We start from the raw sequence: 15,043 nt of genomic DNA on the forward strand, positions 1-15,043 counted from the left end.
AATTATTTTTTAAAGTGAGGCAGCCTGTAATTTATTTTTCTTTCCAGTTTATTCTTTCAAATACAGTATTATATCCATCGCTTCCATAATTAAGAGATCTGTTTACTCTGCTTATAGTCGCTGTACTAGCTCCTGTTGAACTTGCAATATCAAGATAAGTTCTTTTTTGCTTAAGCATTTTAGCTACCTGAAGTCTCTGCTCCAAATCCTTTATCTCATTTATTGTGCAAATATCTTCAAAAAATTTATAAACATCTTCTCTAGTCTCTAAACTTAATATTGCTTCACAAAGAAAATCCATTTCCTTATTTTCAAGCTTTGACCTATATTCTCCCATACCTTTGTCCTCCTGGTACTCTATGTACTCATCTTAATTATAACGTTTTCTTATTTTATTTTATCATTTTATCCAAAATTATTCTACATAAAAATTATCTTTATTTCAATTTAGTACTTTACAACTTTACTATACTAAATTATAATAATACTGTAATTAACTTATATCATAAGGGGGATTCAATAAAAATGATTAAAAAATTTAAATTTATAGGAAGTCTATTATTAGCTTCCACAATATTATTTACAGCTGCGGGCTGCAGCAAAACCAAAGAAACTTCCAAAGATACAAAAAATGCATCAAGGAAAATAGTTGTAGGGATGGATGATACCTTTCCTCCAATGGAATACAGAGATGAAGCAAATAACCTTAAAGGTTTTGATATTGATCTAGCAAATGAATTAGGAAAAAGATTAAATGTACAGTTTGAATTCATGCCCACAGACTGGAATGGTGTAATTCAATCTTTAAAATCAAAAAGATTTGATATTATTCTTTCCGCTCTAAGTATTACTCCAGAAAGAGAGCAAGAAATAGCATTTTCAAGACCTTATATGTCTGGTGGACAAATTGTAGTTGTGAAAAAGGATAACACAGCTATTAATACCCGTGAAGATTTAAAGGGAAAGGTTGTAGGCCTTCAATTAGGAAGCACTGCCGAGGCTGCAGTAAAAGATATAGAAGGCAGCATAAAACAGGTTAAAAAATATGATAAAAATACTGAAGCACTTCAGGATTTAGCAATCGGAAGACTTGATGCTGTTGTAGTAGATGAATTAGTTGGCAGATATTATGTAAAAGATAAAAGTGCAGACTTCAAAATTCTTAAAGAACAGTTAAGCAAAGAGGATATGGGAATTGGCTTTAGAAAAGAAGATACTGCGCTTAGAGATGAATTTAATAAAGCACTGGAAGACATGAAAAAGGATGGAACCTTAGCAAAAATTTCAAACAAGTGGTTAGGCGAAGATATAACAAAATAAGTATTGTAATAAATGAGGTGGATTACTTTGGATACTAATACAATAATAAAATTCTTTCCTATATTAATAAAAGGAAGTATAACAACCATAGAACTTACTACTATTACTATTGTTCTTGGAACTGCTTTAGCTCTTTTGATAGCATTTACTAAAATTAGCAGGAATGTATTTCTAAACTCCTTTGGAAGCCTGTATACCTGGCTCTTTAGGGGAACTCCCCTATTGGTTCAGTTATTCCTTATATACTATGGCCTTCCACAGTTTGGGCTAAGACTAGATCCTTTTCCTGCTGCAGTAATTGGGTTAACTCTAAACATAGCAGCATATATTGCAGAAGTTATAAGAGCCTCAATAGAATCTATAGAAAAAGCTCAATGGGAAGCTGCCTATACAATGGGTCTAGGCTTTTGGAAAACTGTATTTCTTATAATACTTCCTCAAAGTATGAAAAGAATGATACCTCCATTAACAAATGAATTTATTGCTTTATTAAAAGATACTTCTTTAGTATCCACTATAGCCATGGTGGATTTAATGAGAACCGCACAGCAAATATCAAGCACAACCTTCAAGCCTATGGAAATACTTCTTGGAGCTGCAATACTTTATTTAATGATGACTTCTGTATTTACAATAATATTTAAAGTAATGGAAACAAAATTTAGTTATGATTAAAAAAATCTGCAAAACACTGCAGATTTTTTTATTTAAGTTATATTTTTCAAAAAAGTAAAACAGCCCTTGGGGCGGGGCTGTTTTTAATAAATAAAAAGGGGGCTATTTAATTCTTTTTATTTATCCTTGCACAATTATTATATTAAAATTATACAAAAAATACAATAGTTTTTGCAAAGAAAATTGTAAAGTAATTGTTAAATGAATAACTTTCCTTCATATTTCGTTTACAATTGAATGTTTTCTTATCAAATATAGTATGATTAAATACTTTTTAAAATACTTATTTCATTTTCGGTCAATTCTCGACATTGACCTTCTTCCAAATCTTCTGGAAGCAAAAGTGGTCCAAAACTAATTCTTTTCAAAAATACTACATTCTTATCCACACTATTAAACATTCTCTTAACTTGATGAAATTTCCCTTCCTGTATAGTTACCAAAACTTCTGATCCATTTTCATCAGAATTTAATATTTCAAGCTTTGCAGGCATGCACTTATACTCGTCATCTAAGACAATACCATTCTCAAAAGCCTTAATATCCGACTCATCAACCTTTTTATCTATTTCAGCGTAATACACCTTATCTACGTGCCATTTTGGCGCTATCAGTCTGTGATTTAATTCCCCATCATTAGTTATAAGAAGCAGCCCTACTGTATCTTTATCAAGCCTTCCTACCGGAAAAGGTTCAAAAGCTCTGTATTCATCATCAATCAGATCAATTACTGTCTCATCATAATTGTCAAAGGTAGCAGATACTACACCTGCTGGTTTATTCATCAGTAAATATATGTACTTTCTATAATTCAGCTTTTCACCCGATACAATTATCTCGCTCTTTTCCGGATCTATCTGCATGGAACTGTCTTTTGCAGACTTACCATCTATTAAAACTTCTCCCTTTTTAACAAGAGCCTTTACTTCCTTCCTGCTTCCATAACCTAAATTGGCTAAAATTTTATCTAATCTTTCCATTACTTACCTCCTGTAATAAAATTGCGAATTAAAATAACCACAGCCTGTGGCGCAAAGACCTTAGAGCCTATTGTAGAAAATAATATTTTACCTTATGATTCCTTTGCGTATGTTCTAAGACTTGCAATACTGAAAAGCTAAGAGTATCTATGGGTTCGCTTTAATTTCTTGTTTCTTTAATAGCCGTAGCCTTTAAAACTTCTTTAGTAAACTTAAAATACTTTTAGCTTGCTCAAAAGAGAGACTCTAAGCTTTTCAGCATCACTTCGCCAAGAACATGAGCAAAGTCATCAATCAAGTTAAATATTATTTTCTACACCTGCTCTTTGTCTTTACACCCAGCCTATGTAGTTTTTATACGCCATTATAAGTATTTATATGACTTGCTTAATGATTTCTCTTTGTAATTATGTTTTAATTATGTAACAAAACTTAATTAGAAATTTATAAGAAGCTGCCGCTTAAAAGGTTTGGTGAGAAAAAACAGCTAGAAAGATGGAGAATAACTAAGATAAACATTGAACAAGCTTTAGAAAATCTTATGCCGGCGTTTAAAAATTTGTATTCCTAGCTATGACCCTCAAAAACTCTCCTTAAGAGAATTAGTGTTGAATAAAATTTTTTTAATAAGTCAGCATTAGATTTTATTAGTGAAGTTTAACATGATATTCTCCATCTTGCTGGCGATATTTTATAACCAAAACTTTTTGCTCGCAATCTACTTATATTATATCCTTACTCAAAAAAATAACAACAGCCCGTAAAAGGCTGTTGTAACTTATTTGCCTGAATAATACTGCATTACTTTTTTTACATAATTTTGAGTTTCCGTGTAGTTTGGTATTCCATTATACTTTGCTACAGCTCCTGGCCCTGCATTATAAGCAGCTAAAGCAAGCTCCTTTGAATTTCCGTACATGTCTAAAAGATTCTTCAAATACTTTGTTCCGCCATCTACATTCTGCTGTACATCATAAGGGTTGTCTACTCCCATTGAACGTGCTGTTCCAGGCATAAGCTGCATAAGACCCATAGCTCCTGCTCCTGACTTAGCATTAGGATTAAAGCTTGATTCCTGCTTTATAACTGCCATTATAAGCTGTTTATCTACACCATACTTTTTTGATGCATTCTGTGCTGCTTCATCAATGGAAATATTATTGCTGGTAATATCATTATGAACACCATACTGCACGTCTTGTACAAAATCTTGAAGAGGCTGCCCACCGCCATAGCCTAAACCGCTTAAAGTACTCTCATCAATCCCAAGAGAACCTAATCCGTCTGGATTATCCTGCATAGCTTTTGTTAAGCTTTCCATTACTATTTGAAAGGCACTTGAATCCTCACCTGCTGCACTTTTAAGCATTTGTGTAACAAGCTGCATTTGCATATATTTTTCTACATTATTTTGCGCATTATTATCTACTTTCAAAACCGTCGCACTCCTTATAAAGATAATTATATATAATGCACTAAAGTTCTTACATTCATGATGTCATAAAATATCCATTCTTCAAGGATTTTTGGGACATCATGAATGTATTAGAACTTTTGCATTGTATTTATTATAAGTTATAAATATCTCTGCTTTTTATATTACTCCATATTAATTATGCCCTACAATTTATTTAAATTCAATGGAAATAATACGATTGTCTACTTTCTTATTCCACTAAAAATTCAAGCATATCATAATCTTCATAGGAACACTTTTTCAAACTGCTTCTTGTTAGAACCAATATTCTATAAGTTCCCTTTGAAAATGGCATAAAACTGTAGTAGTTCTTCTTGCTGTAATTTTGCATTAGCTCCCAGTCACCCTTGTTCATAAGATAGAACTCATAAAGTACATCCTTTCCCCCGCTGCAATCTGCAGTGAAGGTTACCCCTTCATTTACTATAACCTTCGTTCTATCACATTGTATTTTTGTATTAGTAATAGGAAGTGCATCTTGTACCTTTATCCTTATATCTTTTTTAGTATCAAACTCTTTATCACTGTCCTGATTTTTTGCGTATATCTCAATCAAATAGTTACCGCTGCATTTAGGCGTAAACTTATACTTTTTTTCTTTGACAAAGTCTGTTTCCTCAACCTTCTGACCATTAATGCTAAGAACATACCTTAGTATAGTTTTCTTAGTGTTTTGTGTTATTATATTATATTCTATAGTATCTCCAACAAGATAGTGCTCTTTTGCATTTGAAAGTATATGCTCTATAACAGCAGGCATATAATCAAAAACTTCAACAAGAACTATGGAATGACTATCATACTCTCTTGTAGAATACTTATCCTTTACTCTGACCTCAACCTCGTAATTCCCCTTTTCTTCTGCTGAAAAATTAACCCAGTTACAGGTACCATATTCTATTTTATTTATAGGCTTTCCATCTTTTTTCTCAATAAAACTGTATCTGAGCTCTGTTCCGCCGCTTGCAATAACTTTAACTTTTACAACTTCATTCTTTAAAAGCCTATTATTTCTATCTAAACTTACCTCATTAATTACTACAGGGTCATTACAGTATTCATCTATTTTGAAATTCAGGCTCGAAGCTGCTTCAAAGCTGCTTTCATAAGATACATCCTTAACCCAAAGCTCAATATTATACTCTCCTGATTTTTTAGTCTTCCAGGCATAAGTATTATTTCTTATATAGCCTGAATCCTCACTGTTGTTTCCATCTATTTTAAATCTATATAAAAGCTCTTTGCCGCCGCTTACAACTGCTTTTAAAGTAACTATACTTTCACAAACCTGTGGCGAGCTTAAATCACTTGAAAAGCTTTGAATCACAATATCCATATAAGGCTTAACATTGTAATTTATTATAGCTCTATCATCATACTCTTTTGGTGAATACATATCCTTTGTAAGACACAAAAGCTTATACTCTCCATAAACCTTCTCAGAAAAACTTACCATTCTCTTCGTAGAATAATCTTGAACACATTCTGAAGTTCCATCCGGATTGAATTTTATAAATTTATATAAAATCATTCTGCTGTCTTCATAATCTGCCTCTACCTGAAAAATAAGTTCACTGTTAACAATCATATCTGAAATCAAACATTCAAAATTTGTTATTTCCAGTTTCTTTATTCCCTCAACTTCAAATTTAACTTTTTCAAAATCATCAAATTTATTTTTAGACTCAAGGGTTTTACACTCTACTAGAATTTCTTGTTCTCCTGTTTCCCTAACACTTAATGCTAAAGTATTTTCAGCACTATAATCTTTAATTAGATTCCAGTTTTCTTTTTCTTTTATCCAATATCTATATACAACAGGTACTACGCTTGTTTCTACAGATAGATAAAGCTTATCTCCAATTTTTAGTTTTGATTTATCTAAATAAATATGTTTAATAAGCTTTTCTTCTTCGCCAATTGTATAATCAGCCTTAGCAAAATAATCAAAGGATTTGCTGCTGTCTTTTTCCTTAGCTTGTACCATTATTGTATATTTGCCCTCCTTTTTAGGAAGCCATTCCACACTTTCACCCTCGCTAAAATCCTTCAAGGTCTCCCATGTTCCATCACTGCCAACTATAAATTTATATTGAAGTCTTTCTTTTGGTTTTTCATCAATAGACATAACAATTTTTGTATTTTTTTCTTGTGGGCTTTCTACGTTAAAAACTATACTTATATCGTTCATTTAATCTCATCCCCTGTTTATAAGATACCTCAAAATACATTATACTATAATTCCATAATTTGTTATAGTATTTTTTTAAGTTACGTAACTCTGATTTTGTCTCTTAATATACTTTAAAATATATAATGAAATAAAGATTTTACGTTAATGTTGTCTCAAAACATTCAATTTTGAAGGATTTTTATGGCATCGTTAATGACTATAACTTTTGCATTGTATATAATAATATAATAAGTTATAATTTTTGTTATAACGTTTGCACATTTTTATTAAAGGAGATTATTTATAATGTTTAATGCAGAAGTAACTAAATTTAACGAAATAAAATTACACTTAATCGAACAGGTTAATCTGTCTTCTAATGAAATAATAATCAAAAATGGAGACAAGTATCCTAAAATTAATGAAATTCAAAATAACAACAATTCTATAATTATAAAGCTAAATGATGAAATAAATATAAAACATGACTGTTATATTACTTGCAAAAATGTAACAGTTAAAGCTATTTACAGGGAAATATTTAATACTGAAGCTTTTAATATGAGATACTTCACAGATTTAGAGCTGGGTAATTTCTATAGTGAAGATAATACAAATTTCAGAGTATGGTCTCCAGCCGCTGAAAAGATAGATTTACTGCTTTATAAAAACTGCGATCCGGAAATAAAAGAAGATCCAGTAAGGCTGTCAATGAAAGAAGACAATGGTCTTTGGAGTCTAAATGTTAATGAGAATCTAAAAGGCTTATTCTATACTTATGAAGTAACAGTATATGGTCAGACAAAAGAAGCCGTAGACCCTTATGCAAAAGCCCTTGGAATAAACGGCCTTAGGGGAGCAATTATAGATTTTAATGACACAAATCCTGAAGGCTTTTTAAACCATCAAGCCCCTAGAATTGAAAACTTTACTGAAGCAATAATATATGAAACTTCAATTAGGGATATTTCCACCCACCCTGACAGTGGCGTAAAAAGTAAAGGTAAGTTTTTAGGACTTGCAGAAGAAAATACAAAATCAAGCAAAGGACTGTCTACTGCCCTGAATCACATATTAGAAATGGGGGTAACTCATGTACAGCTTATGCCGATGTATGATTTCAGTTACGTAAGTACCAATGAAAGAAATTCTGTAAAATACAACTGGGGTTATGACCCTCAAAACTATAACGCTCCTGAAGGAAGCTACTCCACTAACCCATATGATCCAATAGCAAGAATTTATGAACTTAAAATTTTAGTTCAGGCTCTGCACAAAAATAATTTATGTGTAAACATGGACGTAGTTTATAATCATGTTTTCAACCTTGAGACTGAAAACTTAGAAAGAATATTCCCTGGCTACTATTTCAGATTTTTTGAGGATGGAAAAGCATCAAATGGCAGCGGCTGCTCAAATGACACAGCTTCAGAACGTCTCATGATGAGAAGGTTTATTGTAGATTCTGTTTACTGCTGGGCTCAGGAATATCATCTTGACGGTTTCCGTTTTGATTTAATGGGACTTCATGATGTTACCACAATGAATGCAGTTCGTGAAAAGTTAAATACTTTAGAAAGACCTATGATGCTGTATGGTGAAGGCTGGATTTTAGGTACTATGCTTTCAGATGATATAAAAGCAAACCAGCAGAATGCAAACAAAATGCCTCATATAGGACACTTTAACGATACAATTAGAAATACTGTCCGTGGAAGTGTATTTATTAAAGAAGAAAAGGGCTTTGCAAGCGGTATGGAAAATATGGAGGAAACAGTACAATACTGCGTAGTTGGCTGTACTGATTATACAGGCAACGGAAATTCTCTTTTTAAATCTCCAGATCAGGCTATAAATTATGTTTCAGCTCACGACAATAATACTCTATGGGATAAACTAAAATTTTCAAATCCTGAAGATAGTGAAGAAAATCTGAAATCAATGCAAAAACTTTCAAATGCAATAGTATTGACTTCACAAGGAATTCCCTTCCTTCACTCTGGTGTTGAATTTTGCAGAACAAAATATGGTATTGAAGACAGTGTTCGTTCAGAGGACCATATAAACTGGATGGATTGGGACAGAAAAGCTCAATACATTGATGTCACTAAGTATTACATGGGTTTAATAAAGCTTAGAAAAGAGCATAACGCTTTTAAGATGAACAATGTAGAACAAATTAAAAATCACCTGGAGTTTTTGCCTGATATGCCTAAAAACACTGTAGGTTTTATTCTTAAAAATTATGCTAACGGAGATAGCTGGAAGGATATAATTGTTATTTACAATGCAGGCAAAGAAGCTGTAAGCATAAATATTCCTGAAGGCACTTGGAATGTAGTTGTTGATAAAAACTCTGCAGGTGTTGAAGCCTTAAGAAATCTAAACACAAATGCAATTACTGTAGAAAGTATTTCAATGACAGTTATATATAGATAATGAGTAGATTACGCACTAAATGTTTTTGTGATAGAATACCGCTGGCAAGATGGAGAATATCACGATAAACTTCACTTCACTAAGAAAACCTAATGCCGTCTTATTAAAAAATCTGTATTCTACGCTAATTCTCTCAAGAGGAGTTTTTATGGGTCATAGCTAGGAATACAGATTTTTCAAACGTCAGCATAAGACTTTCTAGAGTTTGTTCAATGTTTATCTTAAGTTATTCTCCATCTTGCCAGCTGCTTCATATTCACACAAAATCTTTTAAAGCGTAGGCTTTTTATTAACTTTTAGCTATAATTTCAATACAAAAGCTAGGCTCTAAGGCCTTTACGTCGCAGCATGCGGTCATTTAGGTCGCAAAATCATTTAGCTTTTTACATGCTTTCATTCTTAATTAACTTTAAAAGGTTTCTATAAAGCCTTTCGTCATCTTCTCTGCTTCTTTTCTTTTGATTTGAAGTTTTTCCTCCACCTCTTCTAACCTTAGCAGATATATGTCTTTCAAATAAAAGCTTATCTATATTATCATTAGTGTAAATATATCCTTTAGGGCTAATAGCAAAGGCTTTTTTACCAAGTACCATTGCAGCTACACCAAAGTCCTGGCTTACAACTATATCATTTTGTTTTGCTTCATTGGCAACAGCCATATCAACGCTTTGGAAACCGCTGTCCATATATTTTATAGTAGAATAGTCGCTTGAAAGAAAATGATTTATATCACAGTACATTATTATTTCAAGACCATGTTCCTTTCCAAGTTCCTCTATAATATCTTTTCCCGGGCATGCATCAGCATCTACTATTATTCTCATACTTCTCTCCCTTAAATTAAAAATTAAGGGGATGATGCTATTTTGCAAAATCCCCTTGTAATTTTATTATAGCCTCTTCTCAAGCTCTGCTTTCACAGCTTCAAAGCCAGGTTTTCCAAGTAAGGCAAACATATTCTTCTTGTATGCTTCAACTCCAGGTTGATCAAATGGATTAACGCCATTTAAGTAACCGCTTATTCCGCAAGCTTTTTCAAAGAAGTATACAGAATATCCAAAATAGTATGGTGTTAATTCTGGTAAGTTTACTATGATGTTTGGAACTCCTCCATCATTATGAGCAAGCACTGTTCCCTGGAAAGCCTTCTTATTAACAAAGTCCATAGTTTTGCCTGCTAAAAAGTTTAATCCATCTATATTTTCAGCACTTTCTTCGATAGTAACTTCTTTTCTAGCCTTCTCTACATTAACAACTGTTTCAAAAATGTTTCTCAAGCCTTCTTGAATATACTGTCCCATGGAGTGAAGATCTGTTGAAAAATCAACTGCTGCTGGGAATATTCCCTTGTTGTCCTTTCCTTCACTTTCTCCATAAAGCTGCTTCCACCATTCATTAAAATAATGCAGTGCAGGCTCGTAGTTAACAAGTATTTCAGTAACCTTGCCTTTTCTGTATAATGCATTTCTAGCTGCAGCATATTTATATGCATCATTTTTATTTAAATCAGGATTACTGTAGGCTTCTCTAGCATCAGCAGCACCCTTCATCATTTCATCTATGCTAATTCCTGCAACAGCAATTGGAAGCAATCCTACTGCTGTAAGTACAGAGTACCTTCCTCCAACATCATCCGGAATAACGAAGGTTTCATATCCTTCTGCATCAGCTAATGTTTTTAATGCCCCTCTTGCTTTATCAGTTGTAGCAAAAATTCTTTCTTTTGCTCCTTCTTTTCCATACTTCTTCTCAACATAGTCCTTGAAAATTCTGAAAGCTATAGCTGGTTCTGTAGTTGTACCTGACTTGGATATAACATTTACTGATATGTCCATTCCTTCAATAGCTTCTAATAAATCTGTCATATAAGTAGAGCTAATGTTGTTTCCTACAAAGAATATTTGAGGAGTTGTTCTTTTTCCTTTAGGAAGATTGTTATAGAAGCTATGAGATAAGCTTTCTATAGCAGCTCTAGCTCCTAAATATGAACCTCCTATACCAATAACTATAAGTATATCAGAATTGTTCTTTATCTTTTCTGCTGCCTTTTTTATTCTATCAAATTCATCTTTATCGTAATTTACAGGAAGGTCAACCCATCCTAAGTAATCACTGCCTGCTCCTGTCTTATTATGAATCATATTGTGTGCTTCAGTAACCATTGTCTGCAAATTTGAAACTTCATTCTCATTTAAAAATGATTTAACCTTGCTCAAATCTAAGCTTAATGTTTTAGACATGTTAATACCTCCAAAAAATAATGAAATAATTTTAACCACTACATGCAATTTTAGCCTAATAAACTAAATAAATCAATATTTACTATAAAGTTGTCCATATTGCACAATAAATTTAACTTATTATTTACATATATAATTTTAACTTTCAACATCCGCTTTATACAAAATAAAGTTCGAGACATAAAATCTCGAACTTTAGTGTTGTATATATAAAGTCAAAGCTTAAAATCACTTGCCATACCCTTAAGCTCCTGTGCTATTTTAGCAACCTCTTCAATGGTTGCAGTCTGTTCTTCAATTGATGCGAGTATTTCTTCCCTCGAAGCGAAAGTTTCCTTGGTTACAGCTAAAATGCAGTAAATAGATTCAACTACATTATTTTTACTGTGAAAATGTGTGACAGGCTAATAAAAAGTGTTCTCCTGCTGCTTTAAAGGCGAAAAGTACTTTTTACATAGATTTTTTATGATATCTTTTATGTCCTATCTTAGTTTATGATATATTATTTTTCTTCTATATTTAGACGCAAATACAATATGATACTTGCATACTCACTTAGTATGTGCCAAACTTTCTGCCATGGAACATCACCTTTCTTTATTATTTTAATGTCTTGAAGAATCATCATTATATCAAAAATCTGATGTTCTCTGCTTAATCGCTTAATCACATCAGCATAACGGGCGGTTTTTAGTTTCGGTTGCTTTACCAGCCTCAACAAGTTAAAACGCAACTATCTATCTCGATAAGAAGATATCTTCTTATCGAGATAGCTTTCAAAGCATATAAGTTATTTAAACATAAAAAAGAGCTCGTGTGAGCTCTTTTTTATGTTTAGAATTATTTATCGTCAGCATCTACTTCTTTATCTTCGATAAGTATTTCTCCGCAGTTTTCACATATGTTATCATCAAATGTACTTGATGTATACCATATGGTTCCACATTTATTGCAAATAAGTTTCCTCATGTCTATCCTCTTTCATAACCAAGCATTAATACTCATACTTTTTCGCTAATATTATATGAGAATAGTCTCCGCTAATTTGAGTATTCGACATTTGACTTCATATTCCTTCCTTTGCTAATAAATCTAAATTAGATAAATAAATGATAGTTCTATATGAAAAAAGAGCCCTTATAAGAGCTCAACTTTTATCAAACTTCTCTTGTATGAATTTGTTATACTGATTTAACGCTGCATTTAATATCTTACTTGCTGTTACTACCTCAGTATCTACTAAGTTTCCACTTTTTTCACTTATTAATTTCTCTAGTTGCCCTCTCAATATTTCTACATCCTTTAATAAATCTTCTAATTCAGACATTACATCACCTCCACATTTAGTATTAACTATGGAGGCATTTTTAATCGTTATGTTTATTATAAAAACCAGTTGGCTGACACACTAACTACCTTATAGAGGTTAGGAAAAATAGGTAAAGTTTTTAATGTTAGAGCTATTGACACTTATGTATAATTTCAAATATTACTAATTTTTTGATTTTCTCTCTCTTTATATTCATATTCTAATATATCATTAAAAGACTTTGCTTCTTTCTTCTTTGCAGGTTCAGACTTACTTCTTTTTTGCTGTCTTTGTTTTAAGTATGTTTGAGTTTCAATGATTTTTGTAACTATCATTTATACTACTTCCTTATATCTAAATTACTAATATTATCGTTAGCTCTCTGTAAAACTTTACCTTTTTAGTATAAAAAGCACCAGTATTTCTACCAGTGCCGACATAAATATTTTTATTAATTTTAAAAAATAAATACTGTATTATTCATTTCTGAATATTACAGTATATGAATGAACTATTAAATTTTTATGATTAAATCTTCTAGTAAGAAGTTATAAAATAAATTAAATTAGCGGAAACTGTAGTTCAGTTATATATTCCTCTGGGTTATTAGTTGCCCACTCCCCCTTATGGTAAATTTCACGAACTGGTCCACTTATCTTATAATTGTTTTTCTCAATCCATTGGCTTATAAATTTGTAAGTCTTGCCTATTTCGCTAAATGAACCGTTATGAACAATACACGCCATTTTATCTACTGAAGGTAATTCATGAACCTTAACAGTACCATTACCAGAAATGATTTTTGTAATAGGTTCAGCTACTTCTATATCCCAGTATTTCGTCATTTCCCAGTTCCATGTTGAGTTGTAAAATAGCGTCATACATGGAATCATACGCTTAATTTCCGACTTATCAATAAAGGAATTGACTGATGTCCACATCTTTCCGGCTTCCTCAAAATCATCTTTGTTAATATTCTTTCTCGTTGATGCGATAAGTATCGGTTCAACTCTTTTTATAGTTATCTCATTCATTATTGGCACCCCTCCGTTTTTAATTAGAAAAATATTAGTTCTAAGACGGTTGAGCCTTTCAGATTCATTTTTCAGTGCTTGCTCAAGTGCTTCAGCTTTATTCTCAAGCATCGAAATCATGGTATCAATTGAAGGAAGACTACATAAAATTCGGGATATTTCATTAAGGGAAAATCCTGCATCTTTTAAAGCCATAATTTTATTTACAGTAACAAGCTGATTAGCACTATAATAGCGATATCCTGAAAATTTATCAACTTGTTCAGGTTTTAGAATGTCTATTTCATTATAATGATGTAAAGTATTAATAGATAATCCGCTTAGATTTGAAAATTCACCTATTTTAAACATAGAAACCTCCTTTTTAAGGCTTTACAGGTGTGCACCCCTGTCGTCTATCTTGATTATAAAGTAATGGGTAACCATAGAGTCAATACGCGAATTAAGAAAAATATTTTATTGGTATATTATATTCCTTTGATAAGTTATCTCTTACTATTGTAAATTATCGAATAAATTCATCTATACTATTTATGTATCATTCTTACTCCATTAACTATAAATGTCATAACGAAAGGTCCTAACATCGTAACTATAACTATCGCCCATATTATTCTTATTTTTGTTTTAGTTAATTTCATTTACTCACCCTCTTTATATTAAAATACCATAAAAAAGGAATACTTTTTCTATATTGCTGTAAATGAAATGTAAAATATGTGAAAACATTAATTAGCATCATCTGGATTTACAAAGGCTAATCTTGCAAGTTCTCTTACTGCTATATCCTGGACTATTCCCGCTCTCTTTGAACATTCTGACACTGCCTGATCTATATATGTGCGAACACTAACATTGCTAACAATCTATTTCCTTATTCGTTTGCATTTTTTATAACTATATCCTGCTCCGATTTCTGATTGTGTGGCATTTAAGTCTACTAGATATTCTTCAACAAATCTTTGTTGTTTTGGAGTAAGTTTAACCTTCTGCACCAGCGCCTTGATTTTGTATATAAAAAAGAGTCTTTACAAAGACTCAAATTTAAGTTATTTATATTTATCTAAAAACCAGTTGATAATATTTTCTATTCCTGTTTTATCATTTATATCTTTTAATACAAAGCTTATTACTTCGTTATCAGCCTTGCTTACATCTATTGCAATAAATCCATTATCTTCTCCAACGATGATAGTACCATCTGAGAGTGAACTTCCCCTTCTTTTAAACATCATACCTTTAGTATCAAAGTTGCTTTCAATAGATTTTATTTTTTCAAACTCAATATTATCTTTGAGTTTATCTTTTATTGCATCTAATATATTCTGAAAATCTTCATGTTTTATATTCATAAATCGTCCTCCTTTTATATTATTTTCTTCATTGAGGTGTGCAA

General features: G+C 31.8%; 15 protein-coding genes. 3 read left to right on the top strand and 12 right to left on the bottom strand.

All coding sequences use genetic code 11. The annotated features are described in order from the left end of the window. Positions 1-31: 31 nt before the first annotated feature. Positions 32-337, bottom strand: coding sequence for a YerC/YecD family TrpR-related protein (locus JK636_RS15670; protein ID WP_202749932.1), 306 nt, complete (start codon positions 335-337; stop codon positions 32-34). A gap of 188 nt (positions 338-525) precedes the next feature. Here JK636_RS15670 and JK636_RS15675 point away from each other — a divergent pair, with 188 nt between their 5' ends. Together JK636_RS15675 and JK636_RS15680 are read left to right on the top strand one after the other, a co-directional pair. Beyond that, positions 526-1,320 (top strand): amino acid ABC transporter substrate-binding protein, encoded by a 795-nt coding sequence (locus tag JK636_RS15675; protein ID WP_202749933.1) that lies wholly within the window; start codon positions 526-528, stop codon positions 1,318-1,320. A 27-nt stretch (positions 1,321-1,347) separates the two neighbouring features. Beyond that, a complete protein-coding gene (locus JK636_RS15680; RefSeq protein WP_243428250.1) occupies positions 1,348-1,995 on the top strand; it encodes an amino acid ABC transporter permease in 648 nt (215 codons plus the stop codon). A 263-nt stretch (positions 1,996-2,258) separates the two neighbouring features. Here the strand turns inward: JK636_RS15680 and JK636_RS15685 are convergent, their stop codons facing one another. The 3 genes from JK636_RS15685 to JK636_RS15695 form a co-directional block, all read right to left on the bottom strand. Then, positions 2,259-2,975 (bottom strand): pseudouridine synthase, encoded by a 717-nt coding sequence (locus JK636_RS15685; protein ID WP_202749935.1) that lies wholly within the window; start codon positions 2,973-2,975, stop codon positions 2,259-2,261. A gap of 778 nt (positions 2,976-3,753) precedes the next feature. Further along, a complete protein-coding gene (locus JK636_RS15690) occupies positions 3,754-4,368 on the bottom strand; it encodes a lytic transglycosylase domain-containing protein (protein ID WP_202749988.1) in 615 nt (204 codons plus the stop codon). A gap of 274 nt (positions 4,369-4,642) precedes the next feature. Further along, on the bottom strand, positions 4,643-6,643 hold the full coding sequence (locus tag JK636_RS15695; protein WP_202749936.1) for a triple tyrosine motif-containing protein: 2,001 nt from the start codon (positions 6,641-6,643) through the stop codon (positions 4,643-4,645). 288 nt (positions 6,644-6,931) lie between these two features. Between JK636_RS15695 and pulA the strand changes: the two genes are divergently transcribed. Beyond that, entirely contained in the window at positions 6,932-9,064 is a 2,133-nt protein-coding gene (gene pulA / locus JK636_RS15700) for a type I pullulanase (RefSeq protein ID WP_202749937.1), read from the top strand. A 383-nt stretch (positions 9,065-9,447) separates the two neighbouring features. On the opposite strand, the gene JK636_RS15705 is transcribed toward pulA, so the two are convergent. From JK636_RS15705 to JK636_RS15740, 8 genes are all read right to left on the bottom strand, one after another. Next, entirely contained in the window at positions 9,448-9,888 is a 441-nt protein-coding gene (locus JK636_RS15705) for a YaiI/YqxD family protein (protein WP_202749938.1), read from the bottom strand. A 66-nt stretch (positions 9,889-9,954) separates the two neighbouring features. Next, positions 9,955-11,304: a glucose-6-phosphate isomerase gene (locus JK636_RS15710; protein WP_202749939.1), complete on the bottom strand. Its 1,350-nt coding sequence runs from the start codon at positions 11,302-11,304 to the stop codon at positions 9,955-9,957. An 840-nt stretch (positions 11,305-12,144) separates the two neighbouring features. Continuing rightward, positions 12,145-12,273: a hypothetical protein gene (locus JK636_RS23900; protein WP_274601617.1), complete on the bottom strand. Its 129-nt coding sequence runs from the start codon at positions 12,271-12,273 to the stop codon at positions 12,145-12,147. A 178-nt stretch (positions 12,274-12,451) separates the two neighbouring features. Beyond that, a complete protein-coding gene (locus JK636_RS15720; protein WP_202749940.1) occupies positions 12,452-12,631 on the bottom strand; it encodes an aspartyl-phosphate phosphatase Spo0E family protein in 180 nt (59 codons plus the stop codon). A gap of 155 nt (positions 12,632-12,786) precedes the next feature. Beyond that, positions 12,787-12,948, bottom strand: coding sequence for a hypothetical protein (locus JK636_RS15725; protein ID WP_202749941.1), 162 nt, complete (start codon positions 12,946-12,948; stop codon positions 12,787-12,789). A 225-nt stretch (positions 12,949-13,173) separates the two neighbouring features. Beyond that, positions 13,174-13,998 carry a MerR family transcriptional regulator gene (locus JK636_RS15730; RefSeq protein WP_202749942.1) on the bottom strand — a complete coding sequence of 275 codons (825 nt, stop codon included), beginning with the start codon at positions 13,996-13,998 and terminating at the stop codon, positions 13,174-13,176. A 515-nt stretch (positions 13,999-14,513) separates the two neighbouring features. Beyond that, entirely contained in the window at positions 14,514-14,642 is a 129-nt protein-coding gene (locus tag JK636_RS24160) for a terminase small subunit (RefSeq protein ID WP_202749943.1), read from the bottom strand. A 54-nt stretch (positions 14,643-14,696) separates the two neighbouring features. Continuing rightward, the gene (locus JK636_RS15740; protein ID WP_202749944.1) at positions 14,697-14,999 is read right to left on the bottom strand and encodes a hypothetical protein; all 303 of its coding nucleotides are present in this window, start codon (positions 14,997-14,999) and stop codon (positions 14,697-14,699) included. Positions 15,000-15,043 lie beyond the last annotated feature (44 nt).

The organism is Clostridium rhizosphaerae (assembly GCF_016765585.1).
In the GTDB taxonomy this organism is placed as follows: domain Bacteria; phylum Bacillota; class Clostridia; order Clostridiales; family Clostridiaceae; genus Clostridium_AT; species Clostridium_AT rhizosphaerae.

Coding starts and splice junctions, on each gene's coding strand:
- JK636_RS15720 (WP_202749940.1), bottom strand. CDS start 12,631: ATGTCTGAATTAGAAGATTTATTAAAGGATGTAGAAATATTGAGAGGG.
- pulA (WP_202749937.1), top strand. CDS start 6,932: ATGTTTAATGCAGAAGTAACTAAATTTAACGAAATAAAATTACACTTA.
- JK636_RS15685 (WP_202749935.1), bottom strand. CDS start 2,975: ATGGAAAGATTAGATAAAATTTTAGCCAATTTAGGTTATGGAAGCAGG.
- JK636_RS15670 (WP_202749932.1), bottom strand. CDS start 337: ATGGGAGAATATAGGTCAAAGCTTGAAAATAAGGAAATGGATTTTCTT.
- JK636_RS15730 (WP_202749942.1), bottom strand. CDS start 13,998: ATGTTTAAAATAGGTGAATTTTCAAATCTAAGCGGATTATCTATTAAT.
- JK636_RS23900 (WP_274601617.1), bottom strand. CDS start 12,273: ATGAGGAAACTTATTTGCAATAAATGTGGAACCATATGGTATACATCA.
- JK636_RS15710 (WP_202749939.1), bottom strand. CDS start 11,304: ATGTCTAAAACATTAAGCTTAGATTTGAGCAAGGTTAAATCATTTTTA.
- JK636_RS15675 (WP_202749933.1), top strand. CDS start 526: ATGATTAAAAAATTTAAATTTATAGGAAGTCTATTATTAGCTTCCACA.
- JK636_RS15695 (WP_202749936.1), bottom strand. CDS start 6,643: ATGAACGATATAAGTATAGTTTTTAACGTAGAAAGCCCACAAGAAAAA.
- JK636_RS15690 (WP_202749988.1), bottom strand. CDS start 4,368: ATGCAAATGCAGCTTGTTACACAAATGCTTAAAAGTGCAGCAGGTGAG.
- JK636_RS15740 (WP_202749944.1), bottom strand. CDS start 14,999: ATGAATATAAAACATGAAGATTTTCAGAATATATTAGATGCAATAAAA.
- JK636_RS15725 (WP_202749941.1), bottom strand. CDS start 12,948: ATGATAGTTACAAAAATCATTGAAACTCAAACATACTTAAAACAAAGA.
- JK636_RS15705 (WP_202749938.1), bottom strand. CDS start 9,888: ATGAGAATAATAGTAGATGCTGATGCATGCCCGGGAAAAGATATTATA.